The 19,644-nt window shown below is 37.7% G+C and carries 14 protein-coding genes; 7 read left to right on the top strand and 7 right to left on the bottom strand.

From position 1 onward, the window contains the following. Positions 1–16 precede the first annotated feature (16 nt). A complete protein-coding gene (locus BLQ00_RS10815) occupies positions 17–808 on the bottom strand; it encodes a carboxypeptidase-like regulatory domain-containing protein (RefSeq protein WP_139149393.1) in 792 nt (263 codons plus the stop codon). Further along, positions 780–1,664 carry a carboxypeptidase-like regulatory domain-containing protein gene (locus tag BLQ00_RS10810; RefSeq protein WP_093144205.1) on the bottom strand — a complete coding sequence of 295 codons (885 nt, stop codon included), beginning with the start codon at positions 1,662–1,664 and terminating at the stop codon, positions 780–782. The genes BLQ00_RS10815 and BLQ00_RS10810 overlap by 29 nt, the downstream gene beginning before the upstream one ends. Positions 1,665–1,750: 86 nt before the next feature. Here BLQ00_RS10810 and pepE point away from each other — a divergent pair, with 86 nt between their 5' ends. Further along, on the top strand, positions 1,751–2,455 hold the full coding sequence (pepE, locus tag BLQ00_RS10805) for a dipeptidase PepE (protein ID WP_093144203.1): 705 nt from the start codon (positions 1,751–1,753) through the stop codon (positions 2,453–2,455). Here the strand turns inward: pepE and BLQ00_RS10800 are convergent. Next, positions 2,452–2,886, bottom strand: a complete 435-nt coding sequence (locus BLQ00_RS10800; protein WP_229792625.1) for a GNAT family N-acetyltransferase — start codon at positions 2,884–2,886, stop codon at positions 2,452–2,454. The genes pepE and BLQ00_RS10800 overlap by 4 nt on opposite strands. 35 nt (positions 2,887–2,921) lie before the next feature. Here BLQ00_RS10800 and BLQ00_RS10795 point away from each other — a divergent pair, with 35 nt between their 5' ends. From BLQ00_RS10795 to BLQ00_RS10770, 6 genes are all read left to right on the top strand, one after another. After that, on the top strand, positions 2,922–3,665 hold the full coding sequence (locus BLQ00_RS10795) for a M15 family metallopeptidase (protein WP_093144199.1): 744 nt from the start codon (positions 2,922–2,924) through the stop codon (positions 3,663–3,665). A gap of 32 nt (positions 3,666–3,697) precedes the next feature. Further along, a complete protein-coding gene (locus tag BLQ00_RS10790; RefSeq protein WP_093144198.1) occupies positions 3,698–4,459 on the top strand; it encodes a M48 family metalloprotease in 762 nt (253 codons plus the stop codon). A 69-nt stretch (positions 4,460–4,528) separates the two neighbouring features. After that, positions 4,529–6,043, top strand: coding sequence for a 2,3-bisphosphoglycerate-independent phosphoglycerate mutase (gene gpmI, locus BLQ00_RS10785; protein ID WP_093144196.1), 1,515 nt, complete (start codon positions 4,529–4,531; stop codon positions 6,041–6,043). 101 nt (positions 6,044–6,144) lie between these two features. Continuing rightward, a complete protein-coding gene (locus BLQ00_RS10780) occupies positions 6,145–6,552 on the top strand; it encodes a BT0820 family HAD-type phosphatase (RefSeq protein WP_093144195.1) in 408 nt (135 codons plus the stop codon). Positions 6,553–6,558: 6 nt separating this feature from the next. Then, positions 6,559–7,377: a type I methionyl aminopeptidase gene (gene map / locus BLQ00_RS10775; RefSeq protein ID WP_093144193.1), complete on the top strand. Its 819-nt coding sequence runs from the start codon at positions 6,559–6,561 to the stop codon at positions 7,375–7,377. A 10-nt stretch (positions 7,378–7,387) separates the two neighbouring features. Further along, positions 7,388–8,161, top strand: a complete 774-nt coding sequence (locus tag BLQ00_RS10770; RefSeq protein ID WP_093144192.1) for a class I SAM-dependent methyltransferase — start codon at positions 7,388–7,390, stop codon at positions 8,159–8,161. Here the strand turns inward: BLQ00_RS10770 and BLQ00_RS10765 are convergent. From BLQ00_RS10765 to BLQ00_RS10750, 4 genes are all read right to left on the bottom strand, one after another. Further along, positions 8,150–9,154, bottom strand: coding sequence for an FAD:protein FMN transferase (locus BLQ00_RS10765; RefSeq protein ID WP_093144190.1), 1,005 nt, complete (start codon positions 9,152–9,154; stop codon positions 8,150–8,152). The two genes, BLQ00_RS10770 and BLQ00_RS10765, sit on opposite strands and share 12 nt — an antisense overlap. Further along, entirely contained in the window at positions 9,151–9,513 is a 363-nt protein-coding gene (locus BLQ00_RS10760; RefSeq protein ID WP_093144188.1) for a Na(+)-translocating NADH-quinone reductase subunit F, read from the bottom strand. Before BLQ00_RS10760 ends, BLQ00_RS10765 begins: the two co-directional genes overlap by 4 nt. Before the next feature lie 95 nt (positions 9,514–9,608). Continuing rightward, positions 9,609–14,117, bottom strand: a complete 4,509-nt coding sequence (locus tag BLQ00_RS10755; RefSeq protein WP_093144186.1) for a discoidin domain-containing protein — start codon at positions 14,115–14,117, stop codon at positions 9,609–9,611. Positions 14,118–14,320: 203 nt separating this feature from the next. Then, positions 14,321–19,375, bottom strand: coding sequence for a GEVED domain-containing protein (locus BLQ00_RS10750; protein WP_093144185.1), 5,055 nt, complete (start codon positions 19,373–19,375; stop codon positions 14,321–14,323). Positions 19,376–19,644: the final 269 nt, after the last annotated feature.

Raw genomic sequence — 19,644 nt, 5'->3', positions numbered from 1 at the left:
TGTTGTTACAAAAATACTATTCTGTTTGAGTTAATCGCGATACATACACTTTACTTTTTGTTTTGAAGACATCTAAAACTCCCGCAAAATTTTCATTTTTATAGTCGTTTACTAATTCAGAGGTATCAATGCAATAAAGTAAAAAATCATACACTCTATTTTCTGGAATAGCATACGCTTCTCTAAAAAAAGCCAAACCGTATTGATGAATAATGTTTGCGACCGTTGCATTTTGATCTTCCCATTTACGTTTCAGTCGTAGTTTTTTATAATAACCGCTCAAATGCTTGTACATCGCTTCCAAATCTACCGCGGTAGCGAGTCCCAAATACGGAACTACAGGCACGATTTTCTCTTCGGGTTTACCTTTAAATCCTGGAATGCCCACATCGTCAAAGTTTAGTAATTTTTTGGTTTTAATATTTTTTAAATCGGTCTCGATATTTCCCGATAAATTAGGCCCTAAGAAGACCTCATCCAATTCATTAATCAATTCTTTGAGCGTAACTGTTAATGTTCCTGTTTCAATAATTTCGTCCGTGACCACTACTTTTGTTGGATGGTAACTTACCGAAGAAAAAAACAAGGTATCCTGCTTGTTTGCATAAATAGAAAAAGCTCCTTCTTGATTGGTAATTGCATTGTACCGAGAGGTTGTGTTAAGGATATGAATTCCTTCAACATCTTTTGTATTTGTTACGGTTCCCTGAAGTTCTAACTCTTGTGCTAAGAGCGTTGAAAAACATCCAAAAAGGCTACACAAAGCCCCTATTAAAAACCTATTCACCTTGCTTTTTATAAGCTTCACTTTTTTGGAATAAAAATTCTAGTAATTCAATTTCGTTCCCTTCAAACAACAATTCCTTTTGCATCCCATGCTCTTCTACATAAAGGAGGAAATCGTTTACGTTATCTTCAGCAATACCAAATGTTTCAGAAATATACTTATTTGTAAAACGATCTCGTAAACCTGCTGTTATAGCCTCTCTTTCAGAAGTAATAATAGTTCCTCTGCTTTTTTCAATAGGCATTAACGCACTAAAAACAGCATCGTTGAATTGAGCGCTTACCGTTTTTTTATTTTTTCGCTTCGGAAGAAACGCCTTTAAAATTATATCTCCAACCAACCCTATTAAATCCCCACCGTATTGTTCTTGTCCGTTATGAAAAGCATCGTGGGCGTTATTTCCTTTAATAGAACTAAATTTATCAATTGTAAACTCGTAATCAAACTCAAGTGTCTCGAATGATAAATCCATATCGGGAACCACATTTGCCGTTTTAATTTTGCTTACATCAACTACAATATCGCCCGACAAATCATACTGCCGTACAATAACTTCTTCCAACTGATTTACAACGGGGTTTAGGTAAATACCTATTTTTTTATCTTCGATAACACTCTTGTCCACTACAATTGTAAAGGTGCTAAACTGTAAGGCAGTTATGGAAAGTCGGTCGTTTTCTGCTACTTCAATTTCAAAATTCCCTTGTTCGTCGGTAATGATTCCCTTTTGAGAGGAAACATTATAAATTGAAACTCCTTCAACATCTTCGGCCAAAGCTGCTTTTATTTTTCCTGTAATTTTAACACGTTCAATTTCTTGCGAAAGAAGGCTAAGTGGAAGGCAAATTAATAAGGTTAGTAGTAGTTTTTTTCCCATTCTATAAATATACACTTTGTTTTCTTAGAGAAATCACAACAAATACTAGTACAATTGTTAAATTTACACTTTAAACTATATGCTCGATGAAAAATCTTATTGTTGCTAGTACCTCGACCATTTATGGCGGAACTTACCTTGATTATCTTTTAGAAACCGTGTCTGATTTATTCGCAGAAACTGACGAAATTATTTTTATTCCCTACGCACGCCCTGGCGGAATATCCCACGATCACTACACCGAAAAAACTTCCGAAGTATTTAAAAAAATAAACAAAAAAGTAAGAGGCATTCATACGTTCGAAAATCCTGTGGAGGCCATACAACACGCAAAAGGTGTTTTTACAGGCGGTGGAAACACCTTTGTTTTGGTATCGCAATTGTATTCAAATAGAATTATGCAACCGCTTCGAGAAGCTATTTACAAAGGACTTCCATACTTAGGAACCAGCGCTGGAAGTAATATTTGCGGACTGACCATGCAGACCACAAACGACATGCCTATAGTGTATCCTCCTTCGTTTAAAACATTGGGTGCGATTCCATTTAATATAAATCCGCATTATTTAGACCCTATTCCAGGCATTAAACACATGGGCGAAACACGAGAAACCCGAATTAAAGAATATCACACACAAAATTCAGCCCCTATAATCGGACTTCGAGAAGGAAGCTGGTTAGAAGTAAAAGGAGACGACATTACGTTAAGAGGTATTCCATCGGCACGTGTTTTTGAACAAGACGAAGACCCGTACGAAATCCAAACTGGCACTTCGCTAAGTCACTTTTAAAGCGTCTTTACAAAATGATAGCCTTTTGCTACAAATCCTTGATTGTAGTAAAATTTGTGCGACGGAAAATTATAGACATACGCATTTAGCTCGACCCATTTACAATCTTTAGATCGCGCATAGGTATAAACATGTTCCATAAGTAAGTTACCGATTCCTTTGTTTCGGTAAGTGTCTTCAATAAACACGTGATCTACTTCCATACTTTTTCCAGCGTAATGTCGTGTCTGAAACCACATTCCGCAGATACCAATATGAGTGTTTCCTTCGTAAATACCGATGCACTCATGGTTTTGCTGTGCCATTTCTAACACGCGCTCGTTTAAAAGTTCTTCGGAAACGGAATACGCTCCCAATTTTTGTAAAAAGGGAACAATACATAAAATTGCTTCAGGTGGGATAATGCGAAAAGTAATAGTAGATTCTGTCAAAATAATAGTAATTTTAAAGCATTACAAGATATAAAATGAATAGAAATAAATTCATAAAAATTAGCAGTTTAACGGCCTTCGGAATGAGTTGCATTCCGCAATTAACTTTTGCAGCCTTGCAACAAAGTTTTACAAGAAACCAGCTTATTGGCAAAGGAAATTCCGATATTATTGGAAATACCTATACTTCAAAAATGCACAGAGACACTTCTGAAGCTTTTCAGAAAATGAAACGTGCTGCTTCAAAAGAGAACATCAACATTGAAGTCGTTTCTGCGTACCGTAGCTTTCAACGGCAAAAAGAAATTTTTGAAGGCAAGTACAAACGTTTTACTAATCAGGGATTATCGCCTACGGAAGCCATTCAGAAAATCATTGAATATTCTACCATTCCAGGAACGTCTCGCCATCATTGGGGTACCGACATCGATATTATTGATGCCAATGCATCACCAAGACCTAAAAGCGTGTTACAACCTGAATTATTTCACGGCGAAGGTCCTTTTTGCAAGCTTAAAGACTGGCTCAACATACACGCCAATTCTTTTGGGTTTTACGAAGTTTATACAGACAACGCCAATCGCAAAGGGTTTAAATATGAGCCTTGGCATTTTAGTTACGCGCCTGTTTCAGTTCCTATGCTTCAGGAGTATAAAAAACTAGACATTCCTTCTATCTTAAAAGAAGAAAATGTTCTAGGCAACGAATATTTTTCCGAAGCATTTATCAAAAAATACCGCGACGAGAATATTTTAGACATAAATCCCAAATTACTTTAGTAACTTTAGTTCCTAACCGTAATACATTCAGTATGAGAAGTAGCTGGAAAATCAGAATCTTAATTGGTCTTGCTATTGTAGCATTTGCCTTTTTTAAAAAATGCGCCAATACTGTAGAGAATCCATATACTGGAAAAGAACAAGTCATCTCGCTGAGTCCTGAAGAAGAAATTGCTATCGGACTACAAAGTGCGCCGCAAATGGCACAAGAATATGGGGGCTTATATCCAGATCAAAAAATGCAAGCCTATGTAGATATGGTGGGAAATAAATTGGTTTCGAGCAGTGCTGCGAGAGACACTCCGTACCAATACGAGTTCCATTTATTGGCAGATCCAAATACAATTAATGCGTTTGCCTTACCTGGCGGACAAATATTTATTACCTACGCATTGTTTTCTAAACTTGAAAATGAAGATCAGTTAGCAGGGGTTTTAGGGCACGAAATTGGACATGTTTTAGGACGTCACTCTGCCGAGCGAATCGCAAATACTGAGTTTTGGCAAACGGTTTCTCAAGGTGCTTCTGTAGGTGCAGATGCTGGCGGATTGGTTTCTGGAATTGGTCAAAATGTATTGCTTGGAAACGGTCGTGGCGACGAACTTGAAAGCGACGATTTAGGCGTTCGTTTTATGATAAAATCTGGGTACAATCCACGAGAAATGATAGGCGTAATGGAAATTTTAAAAGCCGCTGCGGGTCCTAGTAATGTTCCCGAATTTCAAAGCACACATCCAGATCCCGACAATCGTATTGAAAATATTGAAGCTTCTATTGTAAAATATGGAGGATAAACCATATTCTTAACGAGACAATAACACCATAAATTTAAATTTCAAGAGCAGAGTTAGTACCTTTGTGTAATGAACAAGAAAGTCCTTTTATTAATTTTAGATGGCTGGGGAGTTACCCAAGACCCTTCCGTTTCAGCCGTTGCTCAGGCAAACACGCCTTTTATAGATTCTTTATACACTAAATATCCAAACGCACAGTTGCTTACCCACGGCATGAATGTTGGTCTTCCAGAAGGACAAATGGGAAATAGCGAAGTAGGACATATGAACCTTGGTGCGGGCCGAATTGTATATCAAGATTTAGCTAAAATTAATCTGGCCGTTCAAAATAATACGTTACACACCGAACCAGTTTTAGAAAAAGCATTTGCGCATGCCAAAGCCCACAATAAAAAGATTCACTTCTTAGGTTTGGTTTCTGATGGTGGTGTACATTCGCACATCAATCATTTAAAAGGACTCCTTACCGCAGCACACAACGAAGGCTTGGAAAATGTATTTGTACACGCCTTTACCGATGGTCGTGATGTAGATCCAAAATCGGGTGCTGGACATATTGCTGCTTTACAAGAGCACATGGCAAAAACCACAGGAAAAGTAGCTTCTGTTGTGGGACGTTATTTTGCGATGGATCGTGACAAACGATGGGAACGTGTTAAAAAAGTGTACGATTTGTTGGTCTTCGGAAAGGGAAGTAACTCGGTAGATGCTGTAAAGAGCATCGAAGAAAGTTATGCGAATGGAGTCTATGATGAGTTTATTGAACCTATCGTTATTACTGAAAATAATGAACCCATTGCTACGATTGCTGAAGATGATGTCGTAATTTTCTTCAACTTCCGTACCGATCGAGGAAGACAACTTACCGAAGTAATAACGCAGAAAGACTATCCTGACTTCGGAATGAAAACGATTCCTCTTTATTTTGTAACGCTCACAAATTACAACGATTCTTACAAAGGGATTCATGTCGTTTACAACAAAGAAAATATTACCAATACTTTAGGCGAAGTGTTAGAACACAATCATAAAACACAAATTAGAATCGCCGAAACTGAAAAATACCCGCATGTTACGTTCTTTTTCAATGGCGGAAGAGAAACTCCTTTTGAAGGTGAAAAAAGATTGCTTTGTCCTTCTCCAAAAGTAGCGACCTACGACTTGAAACCTGAAATGAGTGCGTACGATATACGAGACAAAATTATTCCTGAGATTAACTCAAAATCGGCTGATTTTATTTGTCTTAATTTCGCGAATCCAGACATGGTAGGCCATACAGGTGTATTGTCTGCTGCCATTAAAGCCTGCGAAACCGTTGATTCTTGCGCAAAAAGCATTGTTGAAGCCGCTCTCGAGAACGGATACACTACTTTAATCATAGCAGATCACGGAAATAGTGAAACCATGCAAAATCCTGACGGATCGCCAAACACAGCGCACACTACCAATCCAGTGCCTTTGATTGTTGTAGATCCAGAAATCAAAAAAGTTTCGAATGGGATACTAGGAGACATTGCTCCCACTATTTTACATCTTATGGGGGTTGAAAAACCTGCTGAAATGGATCGAAATTCACTTATTTAAAGTAATATAAGCACCCTGTAGAACGTTTAAAACCCTTACTATTAATCTAAAAACTTTAGAAACGGTATATTTCTTCGTAATTTTGCGTTTTTATTCTTTAAATGATTACTGAAAAACGCACCATAGCAGTAGATTTTGACGGGACAATTGTGGATGATGAATATCCTAAAATTGGCAAACCCAAGCTTTTTGCTTTTGAAACTTTACTGAAGCTACAAGAAAATGGCCATCGATTAATTCTTTGGACCTATAGAAAAGGAAGAGCTTTAGAAGAAGCAGTGCAATTTTGCAAAGAAAACGGAATCACTTTCTATGCGGTAAATAAAAGTTTTCCTGAAGAAGAATACGACCCTGAATACAGTCGTAAAATAAACGCTGATTTATTTATAGACGATAGAAATATTGGAGGATTGGTAAGTTGGGGCGAAATCCATTTGCAACTTCTTGGTGAACAAAAACCACCAGAAACAATAATTAAAAAACAAAAGAAGAGCTGGTTCTCTTTTTAACAACGTATGATTATAGTCAAAACAAGAGAAGAAATAGAGTTAATGCGCGAAGCCGCTTTAGTAGTATCCAAAACTCTTGGAATGCTTGCTTCCGAAGTAAAACCGGGCGTAACCACTTTACAATTAGACAAATTAGCCGAAGAACACATTAGAGCACAAGGTGCAGTACCTGGATTTTTAGGATTGTACGACTTCCCTAATTCACTTTGCATGAGTCCTAATGCGCAAGTAGTTCACGGTATTCCTAATAACACTCCATTACAAGAAGGAGATATTATTTCTATTGACTGTGGATCTATAAAAAATGGCTATTATGGAGATCACGCATATACCTTTGCTGTAGGTGAAGTGGCACCAGAAATAGAAAAGCTTTTAAAAGTTACGAAAGAGTCTTTATACGTTGGTATTCGAGAGTTTCGTGTTGGAAAACGTGTGGGTGATGTTGGATATGCCATTCAAAATTATTGCGAATCTGAAGGGTATGGTGTCGTTCGTGAACTTGTAGGTCACGGATTAGGAAAAACGATGCATGAAGATCCTGAAATGCCAAACTACGGAAGACGTGGAAGAGGCAAGAAATTTGTTGAAGGAATGACGGTTGCAATTGAGCCAATGATCAACCTAGGAACACGCCGCATTGAACAACTTAAAGACGGTTGGACAATTCTAACTGCCGATAGAAAAGCGAGTGCACATTTTGAACACGACGTTGCTATTGTGAACGGAAAACCTGAATTGCTATCTACTTTTGCATATATCTACGATGCTTTAGGGATTGAAAGTGATGAAGAAGACGAATTTAGAGAAAAAGCGCTTGTGCTTTAACCCCTCCTGAATGCAAAAAGTATTTAAGTTTTTTCTGAATTTAATACCGCGAACCCTTCTCATTCGACTGAGTTATGTTGTAAGACCCTTTGTGGCTTTCTTTTTAAGAGGCACCAAATACACGGATCCTATTGACGGAAACTCGTTTCGGAAGTTTTTACCCTACGGATACGAAAAAGTGAGAGAGAATGTCCTTTCGCCAAGTACTTTGTCGTTAGAGCGACATCGTTTGTTTTGGTTGTATTTAAAAAATGAAACCAACTTCTTTTCAGAAAACTTAAGAGTGCTTCATTTTGCACCTGAACAAGCGTTTTATAAGCGGTTCAGAAAGATGAAAAACTTGACCTACACGACTACCGACCTCAACTCACCTATTGCCGATGTGAAAGCGGATATTTGCAACCTCCCTTTTAAAGACAATAGTTACGATTTCATTATTTGCAATCACGTGCTAGAACACATCCCAGACGACACAAAAGCCATGCAAGAGCTTTTTCGGGTGTTAGCTCCTGGAGGAACAGCGATATTGCAAGTACCCTACGAAGCGGATCGAAAAACCACTTTTGAAGACGACTCCATTACCGATCCTAAAGAACGTGCTGCTATTTTTGGCCAATACGACCATGTACGCGTATATGGTATGGATTACTTTGAAAAGTTAGCAGAAATAGGTTTTAAAGTTGAAGCCCTCGATTACACCAAAACATTAAGCAACGAAGAAATAGAGAAATTCTGCCTTGCGAAAGGAGAACTACTACCCGTTTGCAAGAAGTTAGTTCATTAACCTCTTAAACCCTTCCGTCATAAACACCTGTTCTTTATTCGAACCGTCATTATAGGTGATATACGCGTCAACTTGGGGTAAATCTTTCAGCATCGCCACAGATTTTTCGAGTCCGAGTGCCATTAAAGTAGTCGCATATGCGTCGGCCTCACCACATGTTTTTGCAATTACCGTAGCACTTGTTACATCACTTTGCTCTGCAGAACCTGTAAGCGGATTTAAAGTATGTACGTATTTTTTTCCTGTTAGAGAATCTACTCGGAACTTTCGGTAATTCCCAGAGGAAGCCATTCCTTTATTCTGAATCGTAATGGTTGCTTGGTAGCTTCTATTTTCAAGATTTGAATCTACAGCTTCGATACCGACTACCCAAGGTTTTTGTTTTGCTGTATTTTCTCCTTTAGAAAGTATTTCTCCTCCCAATTCGATTAAGTAGTTCGTGACACCTTGTGTTTCTAAGTAGCGCCCAATACAATCGATTCCGTAGCCCTTAGCCACGGCGTTAAAATCGAAATACACTTGCGGATGTAATTTTACGACCTTCCCATCTTCTGAAATAGACACTTTTGAAAACCCAACATAGTCCATTAAAGAGTCTAACACATGTGCATCGATTGTTTCTAAGGGTTTTACATCTCCAAAGCCATAGGCATTCCGAAGCACGCCTATTGTAGGGTCAAAATAGCCGTGAGAATTTTTATGTACTTCTTCAGAAATCGCAAAAACTTCTTTAAAAATTTCATCTACTACAACTGAAGTATCGCCATTATTAATTTTTGAAATATCACTATTAGGTATGTACGTACTTACCGATTTGTTTACTGCGTGAATTACAGAATCGATGCCTCTTTCAGCATTAAAATTTTCCGAAGCATAGAACTGTATGGAGTACGTTGTTCCAAATGCATTTCCTTGCAAAAGTTTTGCTTGGGGATTCTCTTCTGTACAGGAAAAAAATGCTAGTAGTATTGCTAAAAAACTAAGTGCTCTCATAAAATTTCTTGTAAACCATTATACACCATGGTATAATCTTCATTTTTAATAACAGGTTTTGCATAATCTGTACCACTTCCTAAACCAACGCCTGCATAAAAAGTTTTAGCTTCAAACTTTTCGGCATGTGTTTTAATGGTTTGCATAAAAACAGGATCATATGCATTGGCATCGTCTGGATAGGCTACTGCTCTTACTATGACAAAGTGAAGGTTTTTATTTTTTAAGGCCACAAATTGCGGATCTCTTTTGAGTTTAGAATTTACTCCTAAAAACTCATATCCTTGTGCCTCGAGGTCTTTTCCAACAATATTCATTGCCAGATTGTGTAGCTCTTGTTTTGTAAGTTCTTCATTCATACGAATTGCAAAGATACATGAGATTGAATTTGGCACATAAAAAAACCGCATTCAATTTTACTTAAATGCGGTTTTATTGATTAAAAGGGGGCTATTTAATCTTTCATCACTCGTCTGGTAATTACACCAGCGTTTGTTGTAATTTTTACAAAATACACGGCACTATTTAATGAAGAAAGATCTATTTGAATGTTTGTCATGTTTGAACTTTTAGCATATTGCACTTGTCTTCCTTGTAAATCGTACACCACTGCATTTATAATTAATGCTTCTGATGAAACAATGTACAAGTTGTTTTTAGCAGGGTTTGGATATACTGAAACTGAATTCAACGCAAGATTGTTTGTTGCTAATATTCGATTTTCGAATACTACTTTGAAACGCTCGCTATAAGTTCCTTCTTCACTTTGGAAACTGTAATCTCCTTCATTTAAGTTGGTGACAGTTCCTAGTAAATTATCGATTAATAAAACCGTTGCCGATTCTATATTTACACCCTCTACATCTTGAAGTGAAATACGGTAGTTTTGAGATTCCTTTACTTGCGTAGAAAAACTAAGCGCTACAGCATCTTCAATTTCGAAAGAACCAAGCGCATTAATAGCAAGTTCTTCTCCAGTTGCTAATTCAGAATACAACGAAACTGGTGTCGCCAAACGTTTGATGTCAGCGTTTGCTTCAAAAGTATCGGTTGTCGTTTCAGAAAAACCAATTAAGGTGGTACTTCCTAGTCCGTAGGTGTCGTTGTATACATTAATCCACAAACGATCTCTTTCCGAAGCAGGTCTTCTATACGTATCATTTGGTCCTGTTACACGCATTGCATTGTTAAACGTTGCATTAATTCCTGCGGAAGCTGCTTTCACTGCAAATCCTTGTCCAGAAGAAATAATTCCTGTTGGTGCAGTTCCTCCGTTTCCGGCTGGAATTCCTCCCATAGCCTCACTATACATAGAGATATCTCCCATGCTGAAGTTGGCGGCATTATAACCTGGATAACTCACTGAAAGTGGGGTGATGTGTTCCCAGAAATACAATACATCGATTGCCGCATTTGCTGGATTTGCATAAAACGCATTCGCATCGATTGCAGAAGCGTATGGATTTGCCAACATGTTCGGACTTGAATTCTGATCGGTATGATATTTTAATGGAACAATGACAACTCCATTATTTAAGGTTCCTTGCGTATACGAGTGTGTAAAACTTCCGCTTCCTGTTGAGTTCGGTTGTGGAAACACCATATAACCTTCCGCAGGAGTTACAATGCCTGTATGTATTAACCAGTTATTACCGTTATCATCTGCAAAATTTTCAGCAGATGGAAAAGCCGAAGCAACAGCAGGATTCGGAACAAAGTTCGTTGTATTGTGATGTCTCACTATGTACGAAGCACTGTACACCCCTTCCCTTGTTTCCGCAGTCATAGGGCTTCCCATGATCATAAACTTTTTCTCTGCAAGGGTTGGTGTTGTTTTTTCAATAGTAATTGTTCCGTCCTTAGTAACCAATGCAGTATCGTCTACCTGCACCAAACTACCTTGATGTTGAATAAGTAAGTTTCCTTTTACTGCGATGTCTTTTTCAACTTTCACAAATTTACCATCTGTTATTGTTAAGGTAGCCATAGGATCTACTTGAAGCTCACAGGCATTGATATCTCCCAATGCAGTGCTATAATTCTCAGCAATAATTACAGTTTTTGTTGCATCGGGCGCTCCATGGCTCCATGCACCACTAATGTATGTGGTTGTTCCTCCAGAACATTCGCCAACACATTCTGAAATATTAATTTCTGCCATCGAAGCCCATGCATTTCCATTTACTTCAGATAGTGCTTTTAGTTGAACATATCTACCTTCTTTAGGAGTGAAACTTACCGTTTTCTCGTCTGTAGTATTTGTCCAAGTGCCTGAAGCTACTGCAGCTCCAAAGTTAAGAGGATCGTCGTTTACGTATATTTCATAATTAGCAATTCGTCCATTGGGACTTGATTGTCTAGGCATGCATTTGATATTCGAAACATTTTTTGAACTTCCTAAATCAATAACAATACTATGCGGATAGCTATCTGTTGTAGGAGAATATTGTGTGTGCCAGATAGTATTTATATCTCCGTCGAAGGCATTCGCACCAGGGTCACTTCCTTGCTGACTATCGACAGAATACAATGTATACGTATTTTGTGCAATTGGAGTATCTGTACAACCGCCAACAATTTCTTCAATATTAAAATCAATCACACCAGATCCCCAACTTGCAAATCGGACAGTATTAATAGATGCGATATAATCTACATCGGTAATGTTAATAAATCCGATACCTTCAGCTATAGAGAACCATTTTTCTTTTGAAACGTCAAACACATACGGACCAATATCTGTTCCTGCGAACACATATTTAGCATCAGGAGTAACAATCATCCCTCCCGTTTGCGCATCATTCCCTGCCGGGAAAATTCCAGTAACATCATTCCAAGTCAGTCCTCCATCTTTAGATAAGATTGAACCTACATTATTTTCACTAGGCCCAGAAAATAAAATCCAATTGTCATTGCCCGGAAGTACAACACCGCTTCCTATGTTTTGATCTGCTGTCGTTTTACTAAAAGGAGTGGTTGTTCCTGCATCAAATGTATCTCCTCTATCACTAGAAGCAAACACTTTTCCGTCTTGTAACATAAAAAGTTTGTCTCCATTTACAGTTCCTTGTGCTAGTGCCGAAACTTGATTTGTTCCTTTACTTACAGTATGCGCTGTAAAGTTAGTTCCATCCCATTTTGCACGATTTAAATCTTTAGCTAATAACCATATATTTTTATCAGGATCTTTATGATCTATATACGTCTGAACCCAACCTAAGGCTGTGTTTTGACTAAAATTTACCGATGCGCTACTATTGAAATCACCATTAATTTCTCCTATTGATCTAAATCCACCACCTGCAGTATATACTTTTACAGGCGACCATGCCATATCTCCTTTACGACTCCATCTCCATGCATTTTCTCCATCCTGACTATCGATACTTTGTCCGTCACCCCCAATCGACTGATAAAAGTCTAAAACATCGCCCGTTGTTCCAGGAATAATGCTTTGCGATCCTTGATCTTGAGTTCCAGAATTGATATGATTTGGATCATTTTTACCTGTAAACAGGTCATTTCTATATACTAAAGGCGTAATTGTATTTAATAAAGTAACATTAATAAAATGCGCATTGGCATATCCAGAATTATTATATCCTGCACCTGCTGCTGGGAAATCAAACCATTCTTTATAAGAAACATATATCCCTCCATCTGTACAGCGTACCGATAATAAAGTACCACTGCTATTGTAGAAAAAGTGTGAAGCTTGAAAATCTGGGTGATAGTTAAATCGGATGCGATTGTAATAATCTTGTTGTGGTAATTCTGTACCATTTTGGTAATTCCCCCAACCTGCATGATCGGTATATACGGTATTCAACCCTGTTGTCGAAACTACTGGATGGGCATATCCTGCAATCACAATATCTTCGTCTACTGGGCTCACTGCTAAAAATTTTCCAGCATCCATGGTTCCTGATGTATCTCCGTAATAATTTCCATGAGGGGTTTTCTGAGTCCAAGTGACACCTTCATCTACCGAAACCCAATAGTTATTATCTACTGTCACGTATAGTTTTCTAGAATCTCCCGCTACACTGAATTTCCCATTATTGTGTGATGTTGTATAACTTCCTTTTAAAACAAACTGAGATTGAGCAGTCGTAAGGGAGTAAAAAGATCCATTTCGTGCTAAATACATTGTACTTGCGTTTGGCTGAATTGCATACCTAGGTGTGTATAAAGAAGAATGAGCAGAACTTCCAAAATTCTGAAACAAAGTAAAACTCACCCCTTGATCTGTTGAAACATACACTGAAGTATCGTCTGTTACATAAATAGCATTATTGTCCTGCCTGTTAATTGCAGCGCTAGTCAAAGCCGCTGGCAAGCCTGTAGCAACCGTCCAAGTACTTCCTTCGTCATCTGAATAATAGATTGGTCCACTTTCAATATGAGCAACCAATCGTACACCTGCATTAAGCGTAAAAGCAAAGAGGTTATCGTATCTGTTTGGCCAGTTTGCTGTAAGTACTTGAAAGTCGTCCCCTCCAACACCTGTGGTAGGATTGTACACGGTACCTTTGTAAATATGAGAGGTAGAATTGTATTCCCCTACATAGTGATTATGAGTTACACCGTAGATGATATCAGTGCCATCTAACATTTCGGCAAATTTAAAAGCACCTGGCATATTTTTAGGCCCTCTATTCACCCACTTCCCTGCAAGAGCTCCATCTGCATAGGTCGCTGTATTAGATCGACCATTCGAAAAGTTTTCTGAAGTCTCCACAAGCTTGGCTAAAATTAACTGGTGTCGAGCCGCCTGTTCTGGAGTCCAAGGTGCTGTTTTATCGGGATTCACCTCTCCATTATTTCTTCGGTCGATTTTAGCTTGTTCTAAATGCAGAAGTGGTCGTTCGGCTTTTTCATGAACAACTTTGTCTTCTTTACACGATGTAGTACATACTGCAAATAGAGCAATGCTACATACAAAAAATAATATTTTTCTCATTTTAGGTTTGTTTATAAACTTGTATTAATCGTTAGGCTCCAAATGCAAACTATCTGTTCAGGAGCTTCTCATTCATTGAGGTAAAGACACAGCGATAGCACCCTTTAGATTAAAAAAGGCATTGTTGAAAGAATAATATCACTGTAATTTTTAAGAATAAAAGGCCGTTTAGTGTTTTAAACGGCCTTTCAATTTTTAGCTATTTATTGCTTGATAACACGTTTTGTAAGTGTTCCGCTTTCGGTAACTATTGTTACGAAATAAACAGCAGACTCTAATTTAGATAGGTCTATTTGGTAGTTAGTTCGATTTCTGAAATTTACTTCGGAAACTTTTCTGCCTCGAATATCATGCACCGTAGCTGAAGTAACTTTCGCTTTTGGTGACACAATGTTCACTACATTTTGAACTGGATTTGGATATACTGAAATTGAATGTAAAGCTACATCGTTTGTCCCTAAAACGCTATTTTCAAATACTACTTTGAAACGCTCGCTATAAGTCCCTTCTTCACTTTGGAAGCTGTAATCGCCTTCACTTAAGTTGGTCACAGTGCCTAGTAAATTATCGATTAAGAAAACAGTCGCCGTGTCTATGTTAATTCCATCTAAATCTTGAAGTGAAATACGGTAGTTTTGAGACTCCTTTACTTGTGTGGAGAAACTCAATCCTACTGAAGCTTCAATTTCAAAAGAACCTAACGCATTAATAGCAAGTTCTTCTCCTGTTCCTAATTCAGAATACAATGATACCGGTGTTGCCAAACGCTTGATATCTGCGTCAGCTTCAAAAGCATTTGTTGTGTTTTCAGAAAAACCAATTAAAGTAGTACTTCCTAAGCCATAACTGTCGTTGTACACATTAATCCACAAACGATCTCTTTCCGAAGTAAGAGGTCTTCTATACGTATCATTTGGTCCAGTAACGCGCATTGCATTGTTAAATGTTGCCGTAATTCCTGCCGAAGCTGCTTTTACTGCAAATCCTTGTCCAGATGCTATAATACCCGTTGGTGTTGTTCCTCCGTTTCCAGCTTGAACACCTCCCATTGCTTTACTGTATAATGAAATATCTCCCATGCTAAAGTTGGCTGCATTGTAACCAGGATAACTTACAGAAAGTGGCGTAATATGTTCCCAGAAATACAACACATTGATTGCTGCATTGGCTGGATTTGCATAAAATGCATTCGCGTCTATTGCTGAAGCGTATGGATTTGCTAACATATTCGGACTTGAATTCTGATCGGTATGATACGCTAATGGCGCTGTAATTGTTCCTGTATTTAAGGTTCCTAAAGTATAATTATGTGTATAACTTCCACTTCCTGTAGTATTTGGTTGTGGAAATACCATATATCCTTCAGCTGGGTTTATAGTTCCTGTATGCGTTAACCAGTTATTACCGTTATCGTCTGCAAAGTTTTCAGCAGCCGGAAAAGCGGCAGTAACATCAGGATTTGGAACAAAGTTAGCGGTGTTGTGATGTCTCACTATATACGCTGCATTGTACACATCTTCTCTAGTTTCTGCAGTCATAGGACTTCCCATGATCATGAACTTTTTCTCAGCAAGTGTTGGTGTTGTTTTTTGAATGCTAATTGTTCCATTATTTGTCACCGAAGCTGCATCGTTTACTTGAACCAAACTTCCTTCATGTTGCACTAATAAACTTGTACCCGCATTAACTGTAATGTCTCCTTGTACTCGTATAAATTTTCCTGAAGCTACCGTTACAGTTGCCCCCGAAGTAATAGTAAGTGAACAAGCTTCTATGTTTCCATTAAGTCCAGCATCATAATTTGATGAAATAATCACTGTATCTGTTGGGTTTGGCGCTCCAGCAGGAGCCCATAATCCGTTCCATGTTTTAGTAATTCCTGTACAAGGTGAAGCACCAGCTACTAAAGTAACCGTGTAATCTTCAACTTCTCTATAAAGATCAGAACCACATGGCAATGGAGCTGAATTTTGGTATTGTACTGCAATACGCATCCTTGTATTAATACTTGTTATATTAGCAGGTACTGTAAAAGGAATTGTTATGGTAGGAGTAGAAGAATGTGCACTAAATCCGATCGCTTCATTCGCATCGTTAAAATCACCATCTCCGTTATAATCTATCCAAGCCCCTACACCATCGTCTGAACCACCACCTTTGGTAATTGAAAGAGTTTGTGAACTTCCGCTGGTTAACGTAGTTGGAGTTACAGTTGTGTAATCACCATACCCACCTGCATCATCACTAGAGGTATTGTTTATTGTACCTAATGTTACATTGGCAATATGATCGCCTCCGTTATCTGTTCCTCCAGCTGGGCAATATATAATTGGAGAAATCACTCGAATAGAATAATCTTCTACTTCACCATCAAAGTTAGTTTCACAAGAGGTAGCAGCACTTCCTTGTTTGGCTGAAACTCTCATTCTTTTTATTCCGAAGGAAGCCGTTGCAGAAACAGGAATTGAAAGAGGAGATAATGTAGTAGTTCCGTTGGCTACATTTGTCGCTGTCCCAAGGTCATACTCTTCTCCTGGATCGGTAAAATCACTGTTGTTATTCCAGTCAATCCAAGCTTTTACATGCACAGTATTTGCACCATCTGAATTTAATTTTACAGAAAGATCATAACTACTTCCTTGTCTAACTTCTGTAATGATTGATGAAAAATCTTCATACCCACTATTTTTCGTGATATCAGAATTATTAATCGTGTGCAGCGTAACGTTTGTAAGTCCGATATGAGAAGCTGTTGTCCCATTAGAAGCACAAAATGTATGCTCAGGTTCAAAAACTCCTGTAAACATTCCTCTACCGTGAGTGGAAGCAACAATTGTATAATCTGCAGCTCTCATTTCGAAGTTCATCACTTTTACGTTACTCATTCCATTTTGAGATTGCACCCAGTTTGGTGAGCTACTACTCCAGTTTGATGTTGACCATACTCCTAGTTCAGTTCCGATAATTACTTCGTCCAAACGCAATGGATTTTGAAGAATTGTTTTTACGGGCATATTAGGCAAATCACCTTCTTTATTCACCCAGTTATCACCTCCATCTGTCGTTGCCCAAATGCTTACAACTCCATAGTTATGGAACGTAACCATGATATCATTTTCTGTCTGACCGTAACGAATATCAGAAACAGCACCTACCATTCCAGAAATAGACTTACTAGTCCATGTAGGTGATGCAGTACTTGCATTATCTAATCTGATAATATCCCCCATAGCCGTTCCTATAAACATTCTATCACTTGTAAAAGGAGAAGCAACAAAAAATGAAGGTTGTCCTGTAATCAACCCATTTGTTAATAATGTTTTTGAGGTTGCTGTAAAAGCTACTGGGTCTATCTTCCATCTATGAATTCCGAAAGGAGCAGCGGTACTTGAATTTGCATAAAAATAGTTAGTATCACTATCCAATCCACATTCGTTGATAAAACTTCCTTCAGCACCTGAATTTCCTTCAAAATCATTTTTCTTTACACCATTAATATCGTGTACATAATATTGAGTATTGGTATAAGACGTAATAATATACTGTGAATCTTTATCGATAAAGCTCCACCCTCCATCTCCGCCAGAGATTGTTACTGATGAATTAATTCCAGATTGAGCATTATCAATAAAGTTAACACCGTTATCCTGTGCTCCTGCTATTAATTTTAATTTTGAAACATCCTGATTGATATCCGCTTTGTAATATTGAGTTACGTTATACCCTTTATTACGCACACCATAGGTATCTCCTCCATCGTCTGAAAAATAAATACCTCCATCGTTTCCAAATACAATTCTATTTGAACCGCTAAAAGCAATACTATGATGATCTGAATGCACATTAGGTAAATCATTTAATCCGTACCAATGTACTTTTTGAGTCCAAGCAGCTCCAGAGTTTGTAGATTTAAAAATATCAATACCTCCCACAAATAAAGTGGCATCATTATTAGGGTCTACTCCAATTTGTAAATCATAAAAACTTTGTCCTCTTGTAAAATCGTTTGCAGGTAAACCTGGCTCAATATCTACTGGCAATGGCATTGCTGTAGGAGCTGTTGCAAATGCATCTGTAGTTCTAAAAATTTGCACCTTTTGTGTTGCACTTACTTGGTCTTCACAAAGCATGTAAATTTTATTTGGATTTTGTTTAGAGCAAACAATCTCTACACGACCATCCGTGTTTAAATTTACTACGTTCGTCCAATTTGTTCCATCATAAGAAAAAACAACACCTCCACCTTCGTATGTAGAACCACCTTGTTTAGTTCCCATCCACACTTTTGTACCATTTGAATTTACATCAAATGTGTTAGGCGCATAATAAGTACCAGGAGAACTTTCAAAAGTCGCCCCTGTTAATCTGCTAAAGTTAGTACCATCGGTAGATTTATAGATTCCAATTGTATTTGATCCTAAGAAAACATCGTTTCCTAATTGTTCTTTATAAAAACTAGCATCTGCTCCAAATAATATCTCGGTAGAACTAGTTACTGGGTTTACCCAAGCAATGATGTCTTGAATATAGGTAACACGATCTTCAACTGGTCCCGTATTTTGACCATATATATGTGTCCAATTATACCCTCCATCTGTAGATTTATAGACTCCATTTCCATTTACATTACCTGCAGTATATACTTCACCAGTACCTATGTACATAATGTTCGTATTTTGTGGATCTACTGTAATAGCTGAAACCGCCATATTAGCAGGCACACCTGTAACTTGTTGCCAATCTGAATATGCATTGGTAATATCTTCATTAATCCAAAGACCTCCACTCACACCACCAGCAATTACCTTTGTGGTGCTTCCAGGAGCAAATATTAAGGCACGTGTACGTCCTCCTACATTGTTTGGACCTCTTTCTTCCCAATTATTTATTCCTGCCCCAGGCGCTCTCATTTGAGGATTATTCTTTAATACCTCTTGAAGCTCAAAAACTTTTTCTGGAGTAGGTCTTAAAAGTGCAGGGTCACTTGTTAGTAAATATTCTTGTTCGTAAAATTTATTTGGAGGAAGTCCATTTGCACGTCGTTCCGTTTTGTTCATTTTCATTCTAGCTACATAAGGATGATGTTGTAAATAGTCTGAATATCGTTCTGAAATTTCTTTAGTTTCTGAAACTTGTTCTGCTGTTTCTGAATTATTCTTATTGAAAAAGAATAAGAGCGAAAGTAATACTGCTGAAAAAATCGAAATGTAAACCAAATATGATATTGGTCTTTTTGAAGGGGTAAATTTAAGATTCATTGCGCATCATTTAATTTGTGAATAGTTCTTAGGTTAAATTAAAACTAGGTCAAAATTAACTTTTAATCTGCAAAAACAACCCTCTCACAGAGAAAGTTAGCGCTTTGAGTGAATTTGAGTAGTAAATGAGTAGTTGTAATAGCTACTCATTTTAATTAGAAATTAGCAACGTGTAGAACAGATATTTTAATACAAAGAAGAAATAAAACCAAACCAAAGACTTTTAAAAAAGAAAAAACCCATTTCAAAAAATGAAACGGGCTTCTTAT

The organism is Ulvibacter litoralis (assembly GCF_900102055.1).
Taxonomy (GTDB): domain Bacteria; phylum Bacteroidota; class Bacteroidia; order Flavobacteriales; family Flavobacteriaceae; genus Ulvibacter; species Ulvibacter litoralis.
This window is presented reverse-complemented; position numbering and strand designations above follow the sequence as displayed.